General features: G+C 70.5%; 15 protein-coding genes. 7 read left to right on the top strand and 8 right to left on the bottom strand.

Annotation, left to right across the window (positions count from 1 at the left end; translation table 11 throughout):
- The first annotated feature begins 76 nt into the window (after positions 1–76).
- Together ASF57_RS21210 and rnd are read left to right on the top strand one after the other, a co-directional pair.
- Positions 77–523, top strand: coding sequence for a hypothetical protein (locus ASF57_RS21210; protein ID WP_200935908.1), 447 nt, complete (start codon positions 77–79; stop codon positions 521–523).
- A 141-nt stretch (positions 524–664) separates the two neighbouring features.
- Entirely contained in the window at positions 665–1,816 is a 1,152-nt protein-coding gene (rnd, locus tag ASF57_RS21215; protein ID WP_056185451.1) for a ribonuclease D, read from the top strand.
- A gap of 49 nt (positions 1,817–1,865) precedes the next feature.
- Here rnd and ASF57_RS21220 read toward each other — a convergent pair whose 3' ends face one another.
- Together ASF57_RS21220 and erpA are read right to left on the bottom strand one after the other, a co-directional pair.
- The gene (locus ASF57_RS21220) at positions 1,866–3,707 is read right to left on the bottom strand and encodes a hypothetical protein (RefSeq protein ID WP_056487092.1); all 1,842 of its coding nucleotides are present in this window, start codon (positions 3,705–3,707) and stop codon (positions 1,866–1,868) included.
- A 150-nt stretch (positions 3,708–3,857) separates the two neighbouring features.
- Positions 3,858–4,184, bottom strand: coding sequence for an iron-sulfur cluster insertion protein ErpA (erpA, locus tag ASF57_RS21225; protein WP_056185457.1), 327 nt, complete (start codon positions 4,182–4,184; stop codon positions 3,858–3,860).
- 160 nt (positions 4,185–4,344) lie between these two features.
- Here erpA and ASF57_RS21230 point away from each other — a divergent pair, with 160 nt between their 5' ends.
- Positions 4,345–5,670, top strand: coding sequence for a deoxyguanosinetriphosphate triphosphohydrolase (locus ASF57_RS21230; RefSeq protein WP_244477053.1), 1,326 nt, complete (start codon positions 4,345–4,347; stop codon positions 5,668–5,670).
- Between the two features lie 37 nt (positions 5,671–5,707).
- Here ASF57_RS21230 and ASF57_RS21235 read toward each other — a convergent pair whose 3' ends face one another.
- On the bottom strand, positions 5,708–6,334 hold the full coding sequence (locus ASF57_RS21235) for a PilZ domain-containing protein (protein WP_056487095.1): 627 nt from the start codon (positions 6,332–6,334) through the stop codon (positions 5,708–5,710).
- A gap of 106 nt (positions 6,335–6,440) precedes the next feature.
- Positions 6,441–7,049, bottom strand: a complete 609-nt coding sequence (locus ASF57_RS21240; RefSeq protein ID WP_056487098.1) for a PAS domain-containing protein — start codon at positions 7,047–7,049, stop codon at positions 6,441–6,443.
- 352 nt (positions 7,050–7,401) lie between these two features.
- On the opposite strand from ASF57_RS21240, the gene ASF57_RS21245 reads away from it, so the two are divergent.
- Positions 7,402–8,217 (top strand): rhomboid family intramembrane serine protease, encoded by an 816-nt coding sequence (locus ASF57_RS21245; protein ID WP_056185465.1) that lies wholly within the window; start codon positions 7,402–7,404, stop codon positions 8,215–8,217.
- A 200-nt stretch (positions 8,218–8,417) separates the two neighbouring features.
- Positions 8,418–8,849 (top strand): CBS domain-containing protein, encoded by a 432-nt coding sequence (locus tag ASF57_RS21250; protein WP_056487101.1) that lies wholly within the window; start codon positions 8,418–8,420, stop codon positions 8,847–8,849.
- A gap of 115 nt (positions 8,850–8,964) precedes the next feature.
- On the opposite strand, the gene ASF57_RS21255 is transcribed toward ASF57_RS21250, so the two are convergent.
- From ASF57_RS21255 to folE, 3 genes are all read right to left on the bottom strand, one after another.
- On the bottom strand, positions 8,965–10,047 hold the full coding sequence (locus tag ASF57_RS21255; protein ID WP_056487495.1) for a patatin-like phospholipase family protein: 1,083 nt from the start codon (positions 10,045–10,047) through the stop codon (positions 8,965–8,967).
- 113 nt (positions 10,048–10,160) lie between these two features.
- Positions 10,161–10,595 (bottom strand): phosphoribosyl-AMP cyclohydrolase, encoded by a 435-nt coding sequence (hisI, locus tag ASF57_RS21260; RefSeq protein ID WP_056487104.1) that lies wholly within the window; start codon positions 10,593–10,595, stop codon positions 10,161–10,163.
- A gap of 10 nt (positions 10,596–10,605) precedes the next feature.
- On the bottom strand, positions 10,606–11,436 hold the full coding sequence (folE, locus tag ASF57_RS21265; RefSeq protein ID WP_056487107.1) for a GTP cyclohydrolase I FolE: 831 nt from the start codon (positions 11,434–11,436) through the stop codon (positions 10,606–10,608).
- A gap of 245 nt (positions 11,437–11,681) precedes the next feature.
- Between folE and ASF57_RS21270 the strand changes: the two genes are divergently transcribed.
- Together ASF57_RS21270 and yidD are read left to right on the top strand one after the other, a co-directional pair.
- Positions 11,682–12,125 carry an iron-sulfur cluster assembly scaffold protein gene (locus ASF57_RS21270; protein ID WP_056185479.1) on the top strand — a complete coding sequence of 148 codons (444 nt, stop codon included), beginning with the start codon at positions 11,682–11,684 and terminating at the stop codon, positions 12,123–12,125.
- Position 12,126: 1 nt separating this feature from the next.
- Complete coding sequence (gene yidD / locus ASF57_RS21275; RefSeq protein WP_056487110.1) at positions 12,127–12,471, top strand: membrane protein insertion efficiency factor YidD; 345 nt, start codon at positions 12,127–12,129, stop codon at positions 12,469–12,471.
- On the opposite strand, the gene ASF57_RS21280 is transcribed toward yidD, so the two are convergent.
- Positions 12,455–13,843 carry a 2-hydroxycarboxylate transporter family protein gene (locus ASF57_RS21280; RefSeq protein WP_082504258.1) on the bottom strand — a complete coding sequence of 463 codons (1,389 nt, stop codon included), beginning with the start codon at positions 13,841–13,843 and terminating at the stop codon, positions 12,455–12,457. The two genes, yidD and ASF57_RS21280, sit on opposite strands and share 17 nt — an antisense overlap.
- Positions 13,844–14,213: the final 370 nt, after the last annotated feature.

The raw sequence follows: 14,213 nt of genomic DNA on the forward strand, positions 1-14,213 counted from the left end.
GCCGAAGGCGGGTTGCCCCTTACCGAAAAGCGCCGGATCCCTTCCGGAATCGCAGGCCCATCCCCATATCAGGCCTATGAATTCCAACGCTTTTTTCGACATTCTGAGACAGGCGGCGTCGGGGGCGCCCGGACCTGTGCAGGAGCCGGCCGGCGCCTCCGAACCGCGCGAGCGGCAGGAGGGCCAATGGCGTGTCCTGCCCCTCGAGGGCACCTTCGAGATCGTCTACGAGGATTCGCGCGGAGCCTGGAGCACTCGGCGCGTCGAGGCGCGCGAGCTGAGGCTCGGGCCGGGCCGGACGCTCCTCGGCGGCATCGACCGCGGCCGCGGCGGGTACCGGGGTTTCCGCGCCGACCGCATCCGCCGGCTCACCGATCCATCCAGCGCCACGCGCATCGAGACCGGCATCCTCGATTGGCTGCTGGCCCGCGCCGAGGCGCAGCGCCGCGAACGGACGGCGCAGCGCCGGGCCTGGGCGCAAGCGGCCCGCCGGGGCGGGCGAGCGGGATCGGTCGCGGCCTGAGCCCTGGCCGCCGATCCGTGCCACAGCGCCGGGACGGGCGGGGACAGGCGGACCGGTGCGCGTGCGAATTAGGGGGACGTGGCCAAGGACGTGAGCCGGCATCCCTCGCCTGAGGCGAGAACCTTCGGTATAGCCGGATTCATGGATCTGATCGCCACCACCGCGGCCCTGACCGAGGCCTGCACCCGCCTGTCCGCGCATCCCTTCGTGACCGTCGACACGGAGTTCATGCGCGAGACCACCTACTACCCGAAGCTCTGCCTCATCCAGATGGCGGCGCCGGACGGCTCGGGGGTGCTCGTCGACCCGCTCTCGCCCGACCTCGACCTCGCGCCCTTCTTCGCCCTGATGGCCGACGAGGGCGTGGTGAAGGTGTTCCATTCCGCCCGCCAGGACCTGGAGATCATCTGGCTCCTAGGGGGCCTGCTGCCGCAGCCGTTCTTCGACACGCAGGTCGCCGCGATGGTCTGCGGCTACGGCGACTCGGTCTCCTACGAGCAGCTCGTCAACGACGTGGCCAAGGCCAAGGTCGACAAGTCCTCGCGCTTCACCGACTGGTCGCGCCGGCCGCTCTCGGACGCCCAGCTCAGCTATGCCCTTTCCGACGTGACCCACCTCGTGAAGGTCTACGAGGTGCTGGCGGGCCAGCTCCTGTCCACCGATCGCGGCGAGTGGCTCGACGAGGAGATGAGCGTGCTCACCTCGCCGGAGACCTACAAGGCCGATCCGGCCTCCGCCTGGCGCCGGCTGGCGGGGCGGATGCGCAAGCCCCGCGAGATCGCCGTGCTGATGGAGGTCGCCGCCTGGCGCGAACGCGAGGCGCAGAGCCGCAACGTGCCGCGCGGACGCATCCTCAAGGACGAGGCGGTGATCGACGTCGCAACCTCGGCCCCCCGCAGCGTCGAGGCGCTCGGGCGCCTGCGCTCGATTCCCGCCGGCTTCGAGCGCTCGCGCACCGGGACCGACATCCTGGCGGCGGTGGAGCGGGGCTTCGCCCGCGACCTCACGGAGATCGCACTGCCCGAGCGCGCCCGCAGCCGGGGCGGCAACGGGGCTCTGGTCGAACTGCTCAAGGTGCTGCTGAAGGCGGTGTGCGAGACCGAAGGCGTCGCCCCGAAGATCATCGCCACCGTGGACGACCTGGAGGCTATCGCCGACGACGACGACGCCGACGTGGCCGTGCTCCACGGCTGGCGCCGCACGCTGTTCGGCGAGAAGGCCCTGGCCCTCAAGAGCGGCCGCCTCGCCCTTTCGGCCGAGCGCGGCCGGGTGGTGGTGCGCGACCTGGCATGAGGCCGGAGCGGCCGAGCACCGCTCCGATCCGCGCAACCGTCGCCCTCTGTCAGTTCGCCTTGGCGTTGACCTCGAGCCGGTCGAACAGGGCCGCCGGGGTCGGGGCGGCGCTGAATTCCAGCATGCCGATGCCGGTGCCGTTCTTGGGCCGCAGGCTGAGCGAGAGGGTGCCGGGCTTCGTCACGAACTGACCCATCGCGGTGCCGATGGCCTTGGCGCCCGCCGAATTGCCGAGAATCGCGGGGACGCCGAACGTGCTGGCGGTGACGTATTCCTGCTTCAGCTCCTCGGGCTTCAGGCTCAGCACCTTCGACTGGGCGGCGATGAAGCGGTCGAACAGCCCGGTATTCTCGATGGTGAGGTCGAGGGCCTTGGCCGTGGCCGACAGCATGGCGAAGCTCGACACCGCCACGTCCGGATTGAAGACCTCCGGGCCGATGCCGCCGATCATGCCGTTGATGCGGACGCTGCCCATGTCCTTGCCGGAGACCGAGACCTCGCCGAGCTTCAGCTCACGGGCGGATTCGTCCCAGGCAGTGTCGGCCACGAGGGCGAGATCGAGGTCGCGGTAGCCGTAGAGGCCCAGCGAGCCGAGGCCCGGCACCCCCGCGACCGCCGAGGCCGGCAGGGTCAGGCCCGACAGGCTGAGGCGCCCGGCGGTCGGCACCCCGTCGCGCGGGGCGGCGAAGTTCAGCGAGCCGTCGCGCAGGCCCACATGCATCGGCGCGGCGGCGGCCTTGTCGCCAGGGTCGCGCGCTGGGTCACGGACCGGGTCGCGTCCGTTCTGCGGCTCGGCCGGCAGATCGAGGCTGAGATCCTTCAGCGCCAGGGTGCCGAGGGCGGGCGTCAGCAGGCGCAGGTCCGCCTCCGCGGGCGGCGTGGTCAGGGCGGCGAGCTTGCGCAGGGCCGCGACGGTCGGAGCGAGCGAGAAGCCGTCGAGGGAGAGCCGGGCGAGGCGGGCCTTGGCGCCGTCGATCCCCGCGAAGGTGATGTCCTCCAGGTGGAGGCCCGCGCTTGTCATCTCCAGGCGGGCGACGCCGAGGCTGAAGGCATCGCGGGGCTTGGCTTCCTGAACGCTGAGGCCGGTGGCCTCCAGGGCGCCGACCGAGACCGCCTCGGCGAGATCGGCGCCGAGGACCATCAGCCGCGCGCGTTCGGCAGGGGCGATCCGCTCGTAATCGAGCCCCGTGAAGGCCTGGAGCGCCCCGGTCCAGGTCGCCGGAATCTGTCGCCCGCTGAGGTCTCGGCCCTCGATCCGGGCGATCTTCACGGCCGTGCCCCGGGCGTCCACGTAGGCCACGTCGTCGACCGCGAAGGTGGCGTAGATCCGCTGCAGGGCACTCTTGCCGTCGCCCGGCTCGCCGTACAGGCGGGCGAGCACGGTCAGGTCGAGGTCGGTCGCCCGCATGCGCCCGTAGGTGCCGGTCCCCTTCTGAGGACCGCCCGCCACCAGGATCGAGGCGCCCGCCGCGGTGAGTTCGGCAATGCGCCCGGCCCGGACGTCGCGGGCGACCACATCGCGATAGGTCACCACCGGCGTCGCGTCGGCCGCGGCCGTGCGCTCGACCCGCAATTCGGGAATGGCCAGGCTGGCGGCATCGAGCCGGACGAGGCGGGCGGGCCAGGATTCGCCGGCTCCCCCCTTCAGCAGCGCGGAGAGTTCGTCCTTGGAGAGTCGGGTCCCGCTGGCGGTGATGCGGGGCGCCTTCAGCACCGTCTCGCCGAAGGCGAGGGTCACGTCCTGCAGGGTCACGTCCTGCACCGCCGAGGCCGCCTCCTGGGCCTGAGCCGCACCGGACCCGGCGCCGATTCCCGCGCCGAGGAGGACGAGGACGCAGGCCGAGACACCGGTCGCCCACGCACGGAGGGGGCGGCCTTTCGAGCAGGTCATGGGCGTATCCGGATCGCTGGCGAAGAGGCGCTTCGAAGGATCGCGTTCCGGGAGAGGAGCCCGGAGGCGTCGGAGAGAGGGCCTCTTCCGTGCCGCAGTTTCACGCGGGAGGCAATCGCGGGGCGGCCCCACGCGGGGACCGCACCTCATTCACAGGGAGAACGAGGTTCCGCAGCCACAGGAGGCGGTGGCCTGGGGATTCTCGATCTTGAAGGATTGCCCGATCAGGTCGTTCACGAAATCGATGGTCGCGCCGCTCATGTATTCCAGCGACATCGGGTCGACGAGGACGGTGGCACCGTCGCGCTCGATGGCGATATCGTCGGCAGCCCGCGCCTTCTCGATGTCGAAGGCGTAGGAGAAGCCCGAGCAGCCGCCGCCGTTCACGCTGATCCGCAGGGAGGCGCCGGGCGGCTCGGCGCCCATGATCTCGTTGATGCGCTTGGCGGCGCGGGGCGTCAGGGTGATGTCGGCCATCGGGGTGTTCTCGCGGGGTGGTCTCGAGATCCGCCGGCCGCCCCGGCCGATCGTGGCCCGGACGACGTTGGAACAACTGCTATGCGATACAAGATATGCCGGGGACCCTGATGCTGCAACGCGGCGGGACGTCAGGACACCGGATGCGGAGCGACGGAGCGTGATGCAGGCGGATTCGACAGGGCAGGGCGAGGCGCCGCAGCGGCGTGACGAGGCACCCCAACGGCGTGATGAGGCGCCCCAGCGGCGTGGCGAGCGCTGGCGCGCGCCCTATGCCACCGACCCGGCGGCCACGCGCGGGCGCCTGATCCCGGAGGCGATCTCCCCGACGCGCAGCGATTTCCAGCGCGACCGCGACCGGATCATCCATTCCTCGGCCTTCCGGCGCCTCAAGCACAAGACCCAGGTCTTCGTCCATCACGAGGGCGACCATTACCGGACGCGCCTGACCCACACCCTGGAGGTGAGCCAGATCGCTCGGGCCCTGGCCCGGGCGCTCGGCCTCGACGAGGATCTCGCCGAGGCGCTGGCCCTGAGTCACGACCTCGGCCACACCTGCTTCGGCCATACCGGGGAGGACAGCCTGGACGCCTGCATGGCGGACCATGGCGGCTTCGACCACAACGCCCAGGCCCTGCGCATCGTCACGCGGCTGGAGCGGCGCTACGCCGGCTTCGACGGGCTCAACCTCGCCTGGGAGACCCTGGAGGGCCTGGTCAAGCACAACGGCCCCCTGCTGGAGCCGGATGGCCGGCCGACCCGACGCTGGATCGGCCGCGGCATCCCGGCGGCGATCCTCGAGTACAACGCCCTCAACGACCTCGAACTGGCGCGCTTCGCCGGCCCCGAGGCGCAGGCGGCGGCGCTCGCCGACGACATCGCCTACGACAGCCACGACCTCGACGACGGCCTGCGCGCCGGCCTGTTCGATCTCGCGGACCTCGCCGAGGTGCCGTTCCTGCGCGACCTGCTGACCGAGATCGACCGCCTCCATCCAAACCTCGAGTCCTCGCGAAAGATTCACGAGCTGGCGCGGCGGGTCATCACCCGCTTCGTCGAGGACGTGATCGCCGAGAGCACCCGGCGCATCGACGCCCTCAATCCGTCCTCGGTGGGCGACATCCGGGCGGCGCAGGCGCCGGTCATCGCCTTCTCGGAGGCGATCGCGGAGGCGGACGCGGCGATCAAGACCTTCCTGTTCGCGCGGATGTACCGCCACCCCGGCGTGCTCGCGGTGCGGGCCAAGGCCAACATCATCGTGGCCGACCTGTTCGCGCGCTTCACGGCCGAGCCCGGCGCGATGCCGGAGGAATGGTCGGCCGGGTTGGCGGAAGCGGAGCCGGGTCGCATCGCCCGCCGGGTCGCCGACTACATCGCCGGCATGACCGATACCTATGCGGCCCTCGCCCACAAGCGCCTCTTCGCGACGACGCCGGACCTGTCCTGGAGCCCGAACAGCCGCAGCCTGCCCCTCACCGAGGCGTAGGCAGCAGGACGGGACAGCACGGGGCGGCGCGCGGATCTTAGAGCGTCAGGCCCTCGTGGAACAGGTCGGGCGAGATCGGCAGCATGAACTGCACGCCGATACCGCCCTCGAAATGGCGCACCACCCGCCCGGGCGTACGCCCGACCATCAGGCTCACGCCGATCGCCGGGGTGCTGGCGGTGGTGAGCGCGACGCCCGACATCGAGATGTCGATGATCCGGGCCGCGACCTCGCGCCCGCTCTCCAGGCGCAGGACGACGCCCGTGACCAGGGGCGTGAGGCGCTCGTGGGTGCGGCCCTCGGGCAGACCGAGGTTCTCGCGGTTGGCGAGCCAGGTGAGTTGCGAGGCGATCTTGTCGCGCTTGCGCGGGGTGGCGTTGAGCCGGACGGCGAAGCCCCCGGGAATCAGGCGTGCGATCGTCCCCTCGATCCGGCCGACATGCTCGAGGTAGAGCACCACGCGCTCACCGAGCGCGCCCATGACCGCACAGGTCAGGCTGACCCCGCCCGGCGACATGTCGACGGTCTGGCAGGGATATTCCCGACGGTCGGCCAGCATGTAGCGCCCGAGTATCGAGACCTTGACGCGATGGTGCCGACGCAGGTCCGGACTGCGTCGATCCCGGGCCAACAGCCCGGCGGAACGTTCGACGTCCTCGATCATGATGGCGGGGCGACTCGCTTCGAGGATTCAAGCGGCTTCACGCTACCTGCCGATGGTTACCAAAGTTTTGTCGGATTATCCTTCCGCCGCTGGCCGGCCGCCTCGATCAGGCGCGTCCGCCCGGATGGACCAGGAGATGGCCGCGCCGCAACGGGGCGGAATCGTTGGCCGGCTCGGGCAGGTCGTCGAGGGTGGCCCTGGCATCCTGATAGGCCGGCACGGTCTCGTGGCCGAGGATGCGCAGGGAGGTCGTGCGCATCCGGGTCAGGGGCCGTATCCCGAGCCAATGCGGCACGCAGGTCGGGCTGAGCGCCCCGAGGATGCGGGTCTGGGTCTCGCCATGGTGCCGCAGGGGCAGCAGCAGCAGTTCGAGATCGATGGTCTCGTCACGCTCCGTCAGACCCTGCAGGCCGGCCACCACCCCGACCGTGTCGAGGGCCACGGCCTCCACCAGCAGCCAGGGATCAGCGTCGGGCACGCCCCAGAGTCCGGCGAAATCCCGGCCCTTGAGTTCCCGTCCGAACAGGGCGCAGACATGGGTCCCGGCCAGCCGGACCGAGGCCGCGCCGCGGGCCATGTCGACCTCGAGGATCAGGCTGTCCGCCAGCAGGTTCCGGATCTCGCCGGGCTCGATCTCGCTGCGCTCCGGCGCGGCGCGCGCGTGACGCAGACGATCCCAGTAGGCGTGGAGCATGCGGCTGGTCGGATGCTTCATGAGATCCCACAATGGCACGGTCCGGCAAAGGACCTTCTCGAATTGGGCGGCTTCGGGAGCAATCTGGGATTGCCCGCGGAGTCTGTGCCGGGTCGGCGCAGAGTGTATGCCGATCAAGATCGACGCGCCGCCTTAACCTCTGATCAAGGTTAATGCGCAGGCCCGGTTGTCCACCGGCAAATTCAGGCCCGGTGTCCGGGTCGCGGCCCGGCGGACCTTCGTGTTCCTCACAATGGCCTTCGAGCACAGGGGGGCTGGTTTCGGGCAGGGCAGGGCGGTTTCGGGCATTGCAGGGTGGTTTCGGGCATTGCAGGACTTGCCGCGCCGCACCCGACCCCGACATGGTGGCCGCATGGATGCCACCCCCGACCTGCCGCCGCAGAACCGCGTTCCGATCTTCAACATGCCGGGCGTGGTCAGCGCGTCGATCGGCGTGCTCGTGGGCATCCATGCCCTGCGGGAGTTCGTATTGCCGGACACCTGGGACATCGCGGCGCTGATCGACCTCGCGCTGATCCCGGGCCGCTGGAGCGTGGCCCTCGATCCGGCCCGGGCCGAGGATCTCCTCCGGGCGGCCTCGACCCTGGCGGGAGACCCCGACGTGGTCGAGGCGCGGCAGGCCTTCGCCCGTTACGTGGTGGCGGATCCCGCCGCCATGCCGTGGACCTTCGCCACCTACGCGCTGCTGCACGGCTCGTGGATGCACGTCATCTTCAACACCGTCTGGCTTGCCGCTTTCGGGGCGCCGGTGGCCCGCCGCTACGGGGCCTGGCGCTACGGCCTGGTCGGCCTGGTCGGCGCGGTGGCGGGCGGCATCCTCCACGTCCTCCTCGATCCCCTGAGCACCGCCCCCCTGATCGGGGCTTCGGCAGGCGTCTCCGCCCTGATGGCGGCAGCCGCGCGCTTCGTGTTCCAGCCGCCTCCCGTCTATGCCGGTGGCCCACCCTGGCAGCGGCCGGCCTTCGCCCCGCTCCAGACCATTCCGGAACTGATGCGCAACCGCACCGCGGTGGTGTTCCTGGTGATCTGGCTCGTCACCAACTTCCTGTTCGGAATCATCGCCCTGCCGCTTGGGGCCGAGGCGACGTCGGTCGCCTGGGACGCGCATCTCGGCGGCTTCCTCGCGGGCTTCTTCCTGCTGCCGCTGATCGACCGCGCCCGGCGCTGAGGGCAGCCCCTCCCGACCGTCCCGGCGCCTTGAACTATCGTGCTCTTTCCCTCCTTGATCCTGCGGGATCTTGCCAAGTGCGCACGCGGGCCACACTATCGCCATAGACCGAGCCGGGCAGCCTGCCGCACAGGCCAAGCCCGGCATCCCTGCCCATCCGGCCCCCCGATCATGGGGATATTCCGGGAAAGGACATGTCTATGACCGTTGCACGCATCCTCGCCGAGAAAGGCCTCTCCGTCGTGACGGTGGAGCCGCAGCGCAGTCTCGATGAGGCCATCCATCTCCTGGCCGAGAAGCGCATCGGCGCCGTCGTCGTCAGCGATGCGGATGGGGCCGTACGCGGCATCCTCTCCGAGCGCGACATCATGCGGGCGCTCGCCGCCAAGGGCGCCAACGCCCTGGACGCCCTGGTCTCCGAGCACATGACCGCCGACGTCACCACCTGCACCCGCGCCTGCAGCATCGAGGAGGTCATGCATCTCATGACCGAGGGCCGCTTCCGCCACGTGCCCGTGGTCGAGGAGGGGCGCCTGGCCGGGCTCATCTCCATCGGCGACGTGGTCAAGCGCCGGATCGAGGCCGTCGAGGCCGAACACCAGGCGATGCGCGACTACATCACCATGGCCTGATTTCCGGGCCTGATTTCCGGGCCTGATTTCCGGGCCTGATTTCCGGGCCTGATTTCCGGGCCTGATTTCCGGGCCTGATTTCCGGGCCGGGCCTGCCCCGGAGCCCCGAGGCCGGTCAGATCCGGGCGGCCGCCGCCGCCACGAGGCTGCGGATCTGCGGCAGGGCGGCGCGCGCCGCCTCGCGGCCGAGGGCGATTCCCTCGGCCGCGCGATGAAACTCGAACAGGCCCATCTCCGCCAGACGCGGCACGATGGCGATGTCGGGCGGATCGCCGGCGAGGCGCGCCCGCGAGATCCGGTCCTGCGTGATGTTGAAGGCATCGAGCATCACCCGCGCCATGCCGGGCGTGGCGAGGCCGTGCGCCGACCCGGGGGCCTCGGCTCCGGCAGTCTGGACTCCGGCGATCTGGGCTCCGGCGGTCTGGGCGCGCGGTCCCGGACGGCGCAGGCCCCAGCGCCGCGACCGGCGCGGGGCGGGCGCGACGACAGGCTCGGCCGCGATCCGGGCTGGGACCGCATCCCGCGGGTCGCCGGAGCGCGGGTCGCCGTTGAGGTTGACACAGATCACCAGATCGGCCCCGAGCGCCCGCGCGATGCTCACCGGAACCGGATTGACCAGCGTCCCGTCGAGGAGGAGCCGGCCGCCGCAGCGCACCGGCGGGAAGATGCCCGGCAGGGCATAGGAGGCCCGCAGGGCCTCCACCAGACAGCCCCGGGTGAGCCAGACCTCCTCGCCGCTGTCGAGGTCGGTGGCCACGCTGGCGAAACGGATCGGAAGCCCCTCGATGCGACGGTCGGCGAGGTCGTGCTGGAGGCGCCGTCTCAGGCGGTCGCCCGCGATGAGGCCGGAGCGGAGCCGGAGATCGAGCAGCCCCATGACGCTGCGCCGGGTCAGCGACAGGGCGAAGCTCTTGAGAAGGCCGAGCTGGCCCGCCGCGTAGCAGCCGCCCACCACGGCGCCGATGGAGCAGCCCGCCACCACGACCGGGTGGATGCCGGCCTCCTCCAGCACCTCGATCACCCCGATCTGCGACCAGCCCCGGGCCGATCCGCCGCCGAGCGCGAGGCCGATGCGCGGCCCCGGAGCCTGCGGCGGGGTCACGGGCTCGACGGCACCGGGGGGAAAGCGCGGGCGCGCCGGCGCGATCCGCTGGACCTCGACCTGGGCCGAGCGCCCCGGGGAGAGGCCATCCCACATCATCGACACAGGATTCGGCAGGATGTGCGAAGGCGAGCCAGGACGTTTCGAGGCGGGATCATGCCGGGCAGGAACCTCGTCGAAGAAACCGCGTCCAAGAAACCGCGTCGGGCTCAGGTGTCGGCGGGGCTCAGGACACCCTGTCCGGTCACCGGATCGTGATCGACGCGGCGATAGAAACAGGCGCGCCGGCCCGTGTGGCAGCAGCCGCCATCCCCCCCGACATCGACGCGAATCAGCACGGCATCCTGGTCGCAATCGACCCGCATCTCGACGATGCGCTGGACCTGCCCGCTGGTGGCGCCCTTGTGCCAGAGTTCGCCGCGCGAACGCGACCAGTACCAGGCCTCGCCGGTCTCCAGGGTCCTGGCCAGCGATTCGGCGTTCATGTGGGCGAGCATCAGCACCTGCCCGTCGGTGGCATCGACGGCGATGCAGGAGACGAGGCCGTGGGCGTCGAACCGGGGGGTGAAGACGGCCCCTTCCTCGACCTCGGCCCGGGCGCCCGGGTTCGGGAAGGCGCTCGTTTCGGGGACGGAAGAGGTCATAAGGATCGGCTCAGGACTTGTTGCGCACGAGGGTGAGGAAGCGCACCTGCTCGTTGGCATCGTTGCGGAAGGCGCCCCGGAATTGGGTGGTGATGGTGGAGACGCCGGCCTTCTGGACGCCGCGCATCGCCATGCAGAGATGCTCGGCCTCGACCATCACGGCGATGCCGCGGGGTTTGAGGATGCTCTCGATCACGTCGGCGATCTGCGCCGTCATGGTCTCCTGGGTCTGCAGGCGACGGGCGAAGGTGTCGACCACGCGGGCGAGCTTCGACAGGCCGACCACGCCCTTGGTCGGGTAATAGGCGATGTGCGCCAGCCCCATGAAGGGCACCATGTGGTGCTCGCAATGGGAATAGAACGGGATGTCGCGCACCAGCACGATGTCCGAATAACCCTCGACCTCCTCGAAGACCCGCTCGAGGAGCGCGTCGGCATCCTGGCCGTAGCCGCCGAAGATCTGGCCGTAGGCCTTCACCACCCGGGCCGGAGTGTCGCGCAGGCCCTCGCGGTTCGGGTCGTCGCCGGCCCAGCGCAGCAGCGTGCGCACGGCGGCCTCGGCCTCTTCGCGGCTGGGGCGGCCGGTGGCGATGGCATCGGGCACCCGCTGGGCGGAGGCGGGCAAGGGCGCGATCTCGGGAGCGGGTTCGGGCGCAGGGGCCTGGCCGCGCGCGTTGTCGTTGCGCATGGCGTTCAGGGCGCCGTTCTGGCGGGTCGGTTCCATCCCGGATTCCTCCGTCTCGGTCAGGCGGTAGGAAAGGGACTTGAGCGCGGCATCCATGGCATCTTCCGCCCGGGCGATCCGGGTCGTCATCGGGTGGCTGTCAGGCTTTGCGTACATCGTCGAACCATGGGCCGTCGGGTAAGATGGACCGATGCCCGGACGGTGCCGCCTGTCGTGGCGCGACCCTGGCCGTGGGCGCGCCCCGGGTCGACGAGCCGCCTCCTCGCGAAACGGTGCGTGGGGGCCTATATCGTCGTTATCGCGCCGTCGCGCAATGCAGGCCGCGCGGATCAGATCTCCGGGATCGGAAGCCGGCTTCGCGCCCGGTCGTCCCGGCGGAACGGCCATAGGATCGAAATTCCATGCTCGACGACATCTACAACCGTCGCATTCTCGAACTGGCCGCCGACATCCCGCGTCTCGGCCGCCTGGACGCTCCCGATGCCAGCGCCACCGCGCATTCGAAGCTCTGCGGCTCCACCGTCACGGTGGACCTCGCGGTGCGGGACGGCACGGTCACCGACTTCGCTCACGAGGTGAAGGCCTGCGCTCTCGGCCAGGCCTCGTCCTCGCTGATGGCCCGCCACGTGGTCGGGGCGCGGGCGGAGGAACTGCGCGAGGTCCGCGCCGCGATGCGGCGGATGCTCAAGGAGGGCGGCCCCGCTCCCGGCGGCCCCTGGGCAGACTTCGCCGTGCTGGAGCCGGTGCGCGACTTCAAGGCTCGCCACGCCTCGACGCTGCTGACCTTCGACGCGGTGGTCGAGGCCCTCGACCGGATCGAGGCCGGCGCGGTGGCGGCGGAATAGCATGCGGCTCCGCCGCGTCGCCCACGGGGCGATCCGCGCCTATCAGCTCACCCTGTCGAGCCTGATCGGCCGCCAGTGCCGGCACTGGCCCTCGTGCTCGACCTACACCGACGAGGCGATCCAGCGGCACGGGCTCTGGGCAGGCGGCTGGATCGGGTTCGCCCGTATCTGCCGCTGCGGTCCCCTCGGCACCCACGGCATCGACCTGGTGCCGGAGGCCCTGCCGGCGCGCGCCACCGGATTGACCCCGTGGCGCTACGGCCGCTGGCGCGGCGTGAACGCGCCGCCCTCGCCCTTCGCCTGCGAGGCGATCGGGGAGGAGGCCGTGCCTACCCGACCTTCGTGATCCACTTCAGCAATACCAGCGTCCCCGTCACCGTGAGGGCGCCGCCGATGCGAGTGGCGATCTGGGCGAAGGGCATCAGCGCCATGCGGTTGGCGGCGGTGAGGATCGCCACGTCGCCGGTGCCGCCCTGGCCGCTGTGGCAGGCGTTCACGATCGCAGTCTCGATCGGATACATGCCGAGGCGGCGCCCGACGAGGTAGCCGGTTCCCATCAGGGTGACGACGGTGGCCACGATGGTGATGAGGTTCGGAATCGTGAAGGCCGCCACCAGCTTGTCCCAGGGCGTCAGCGAGACGCCGATGGCGAAGAGCAGGGGGTAGGTCATGCCGACCTGCACGAACTTGTAGACGATGAAGCCGCCGGCCTGGAGCCGGGGCGAGACCGCGCTGGCGAGCTTGGCCAGCACGGCCAGGAACAGCATCGCCACGGGGGCGGGCAGGCCGGTGAGGTGGTGGCACATCACGCCGAGCAGGTAGAGCGTCACCGCCGTGAGGCCGGCCGCCGCCACCGTGGCGGCGTCGATGGGACCGGTCTCGACGGGCGCCCGCGCCTGCATGTCGTTCTCGGTGTCGGGTTGCAGGCGGCCCTCGCCGGTGAGATGCGGCTTGCGCTTGCCCACCCAGTTGAGGGTGCCGGCCAGGATGATCGCCGTGAGGCTGCCCAGCATCACGACCGGCAGCACCTGCGCGAAGACGTCGCCCTCGGGCAGGCCGAGGATGTTGCCGTAGCCGATGGAGAGCGGGATCGCGCCCTCGCCGACGCCGCCGGCCATGATCGGCACCACGATGAAGAAGAAGGTGTGGTGCGCCCCGAGCCCCAGCAGGGTGCCCACGAGCGTGCCGACGCAGCCCGCCGCCAGGGACCCGAGCCCGAGGGGGACGAAGATCTTGAGGAAGCCCTTGATCAGCACCGTCCGGTCCATGCCCAGGATGCTGCCGACGATGATCGCCGCGATATAGAGGTAGAGAAAGTTGGTGAACTTGGTGAAGTCGGTGATCGCCTTGACGATCGATTCCGGGATCAGTTGGTAATAGACCAGCGCCGACGGGATGAAGGTGGCGAAGATCGCCCCCGCCCCGATCTGGCGCAGGACCGGCAGGCGCTTGCCGATCTCCGCGCAGGTGAAGCCGCCGAGGACCAGGACGGCGATCATCGTCGGCGCGTCGGCCTTGATCTCGCCCTCCGAGGCAAGCACCCAGAGCAGCGCCACCAGGATGAGGTAGACCGGCAGCGGGATGATGCCGATCTGCAGGTCGACGAGACGCCACCAGCCCTGCGGCCAGAATCGTGTCCCGGTCTGGACCCCCGGCAGGTGGGCCGTCGTGGTGATCGCGACGCCCTCGGGGTGCGCCGTCGGTACGGGGCTCGGCATGAACGTATCTCCCGGCGAAAGCCCTTTTTGCCCCGAGGGGCCGGCTCTTGTCTGATTTTCTGGATTTCGTTGCTGGTCTCGACCGCGCTTAACGGAAGGCCATCCGTCAGCAGAAGTCGGCGCAAGCGGGCTTTGTCAATTGATCGGCCGGCACGACACCGCACGGGTGATTGAGGATCGCCGGCGATTGTCAGCGACCGGGACGGGCGGCCGTGCGGGCCGGCCCGGCTTGGCGGTCCTGTCGGGGTCTCGTGCTCCCGGACGCGCGAATTCGCGTTCCTTCACGCCCGGAATAGGTCTAAACGGCCCGACGCGGCGCACCTTACGGGGCCCGCCCAGAACCTGCTTCCCCGATCCCGCTTGCCCGATC

Origin of the sequence: Methylobacterium sp. Leaf117 (assembly GCF_001422985.1) — a bacterium.
Lineage (GTDB): Bacteria > Pseudomonadota > Alphaproteobacteria > Rhizobiales > Beijerinckiaceae > Methylobacterium.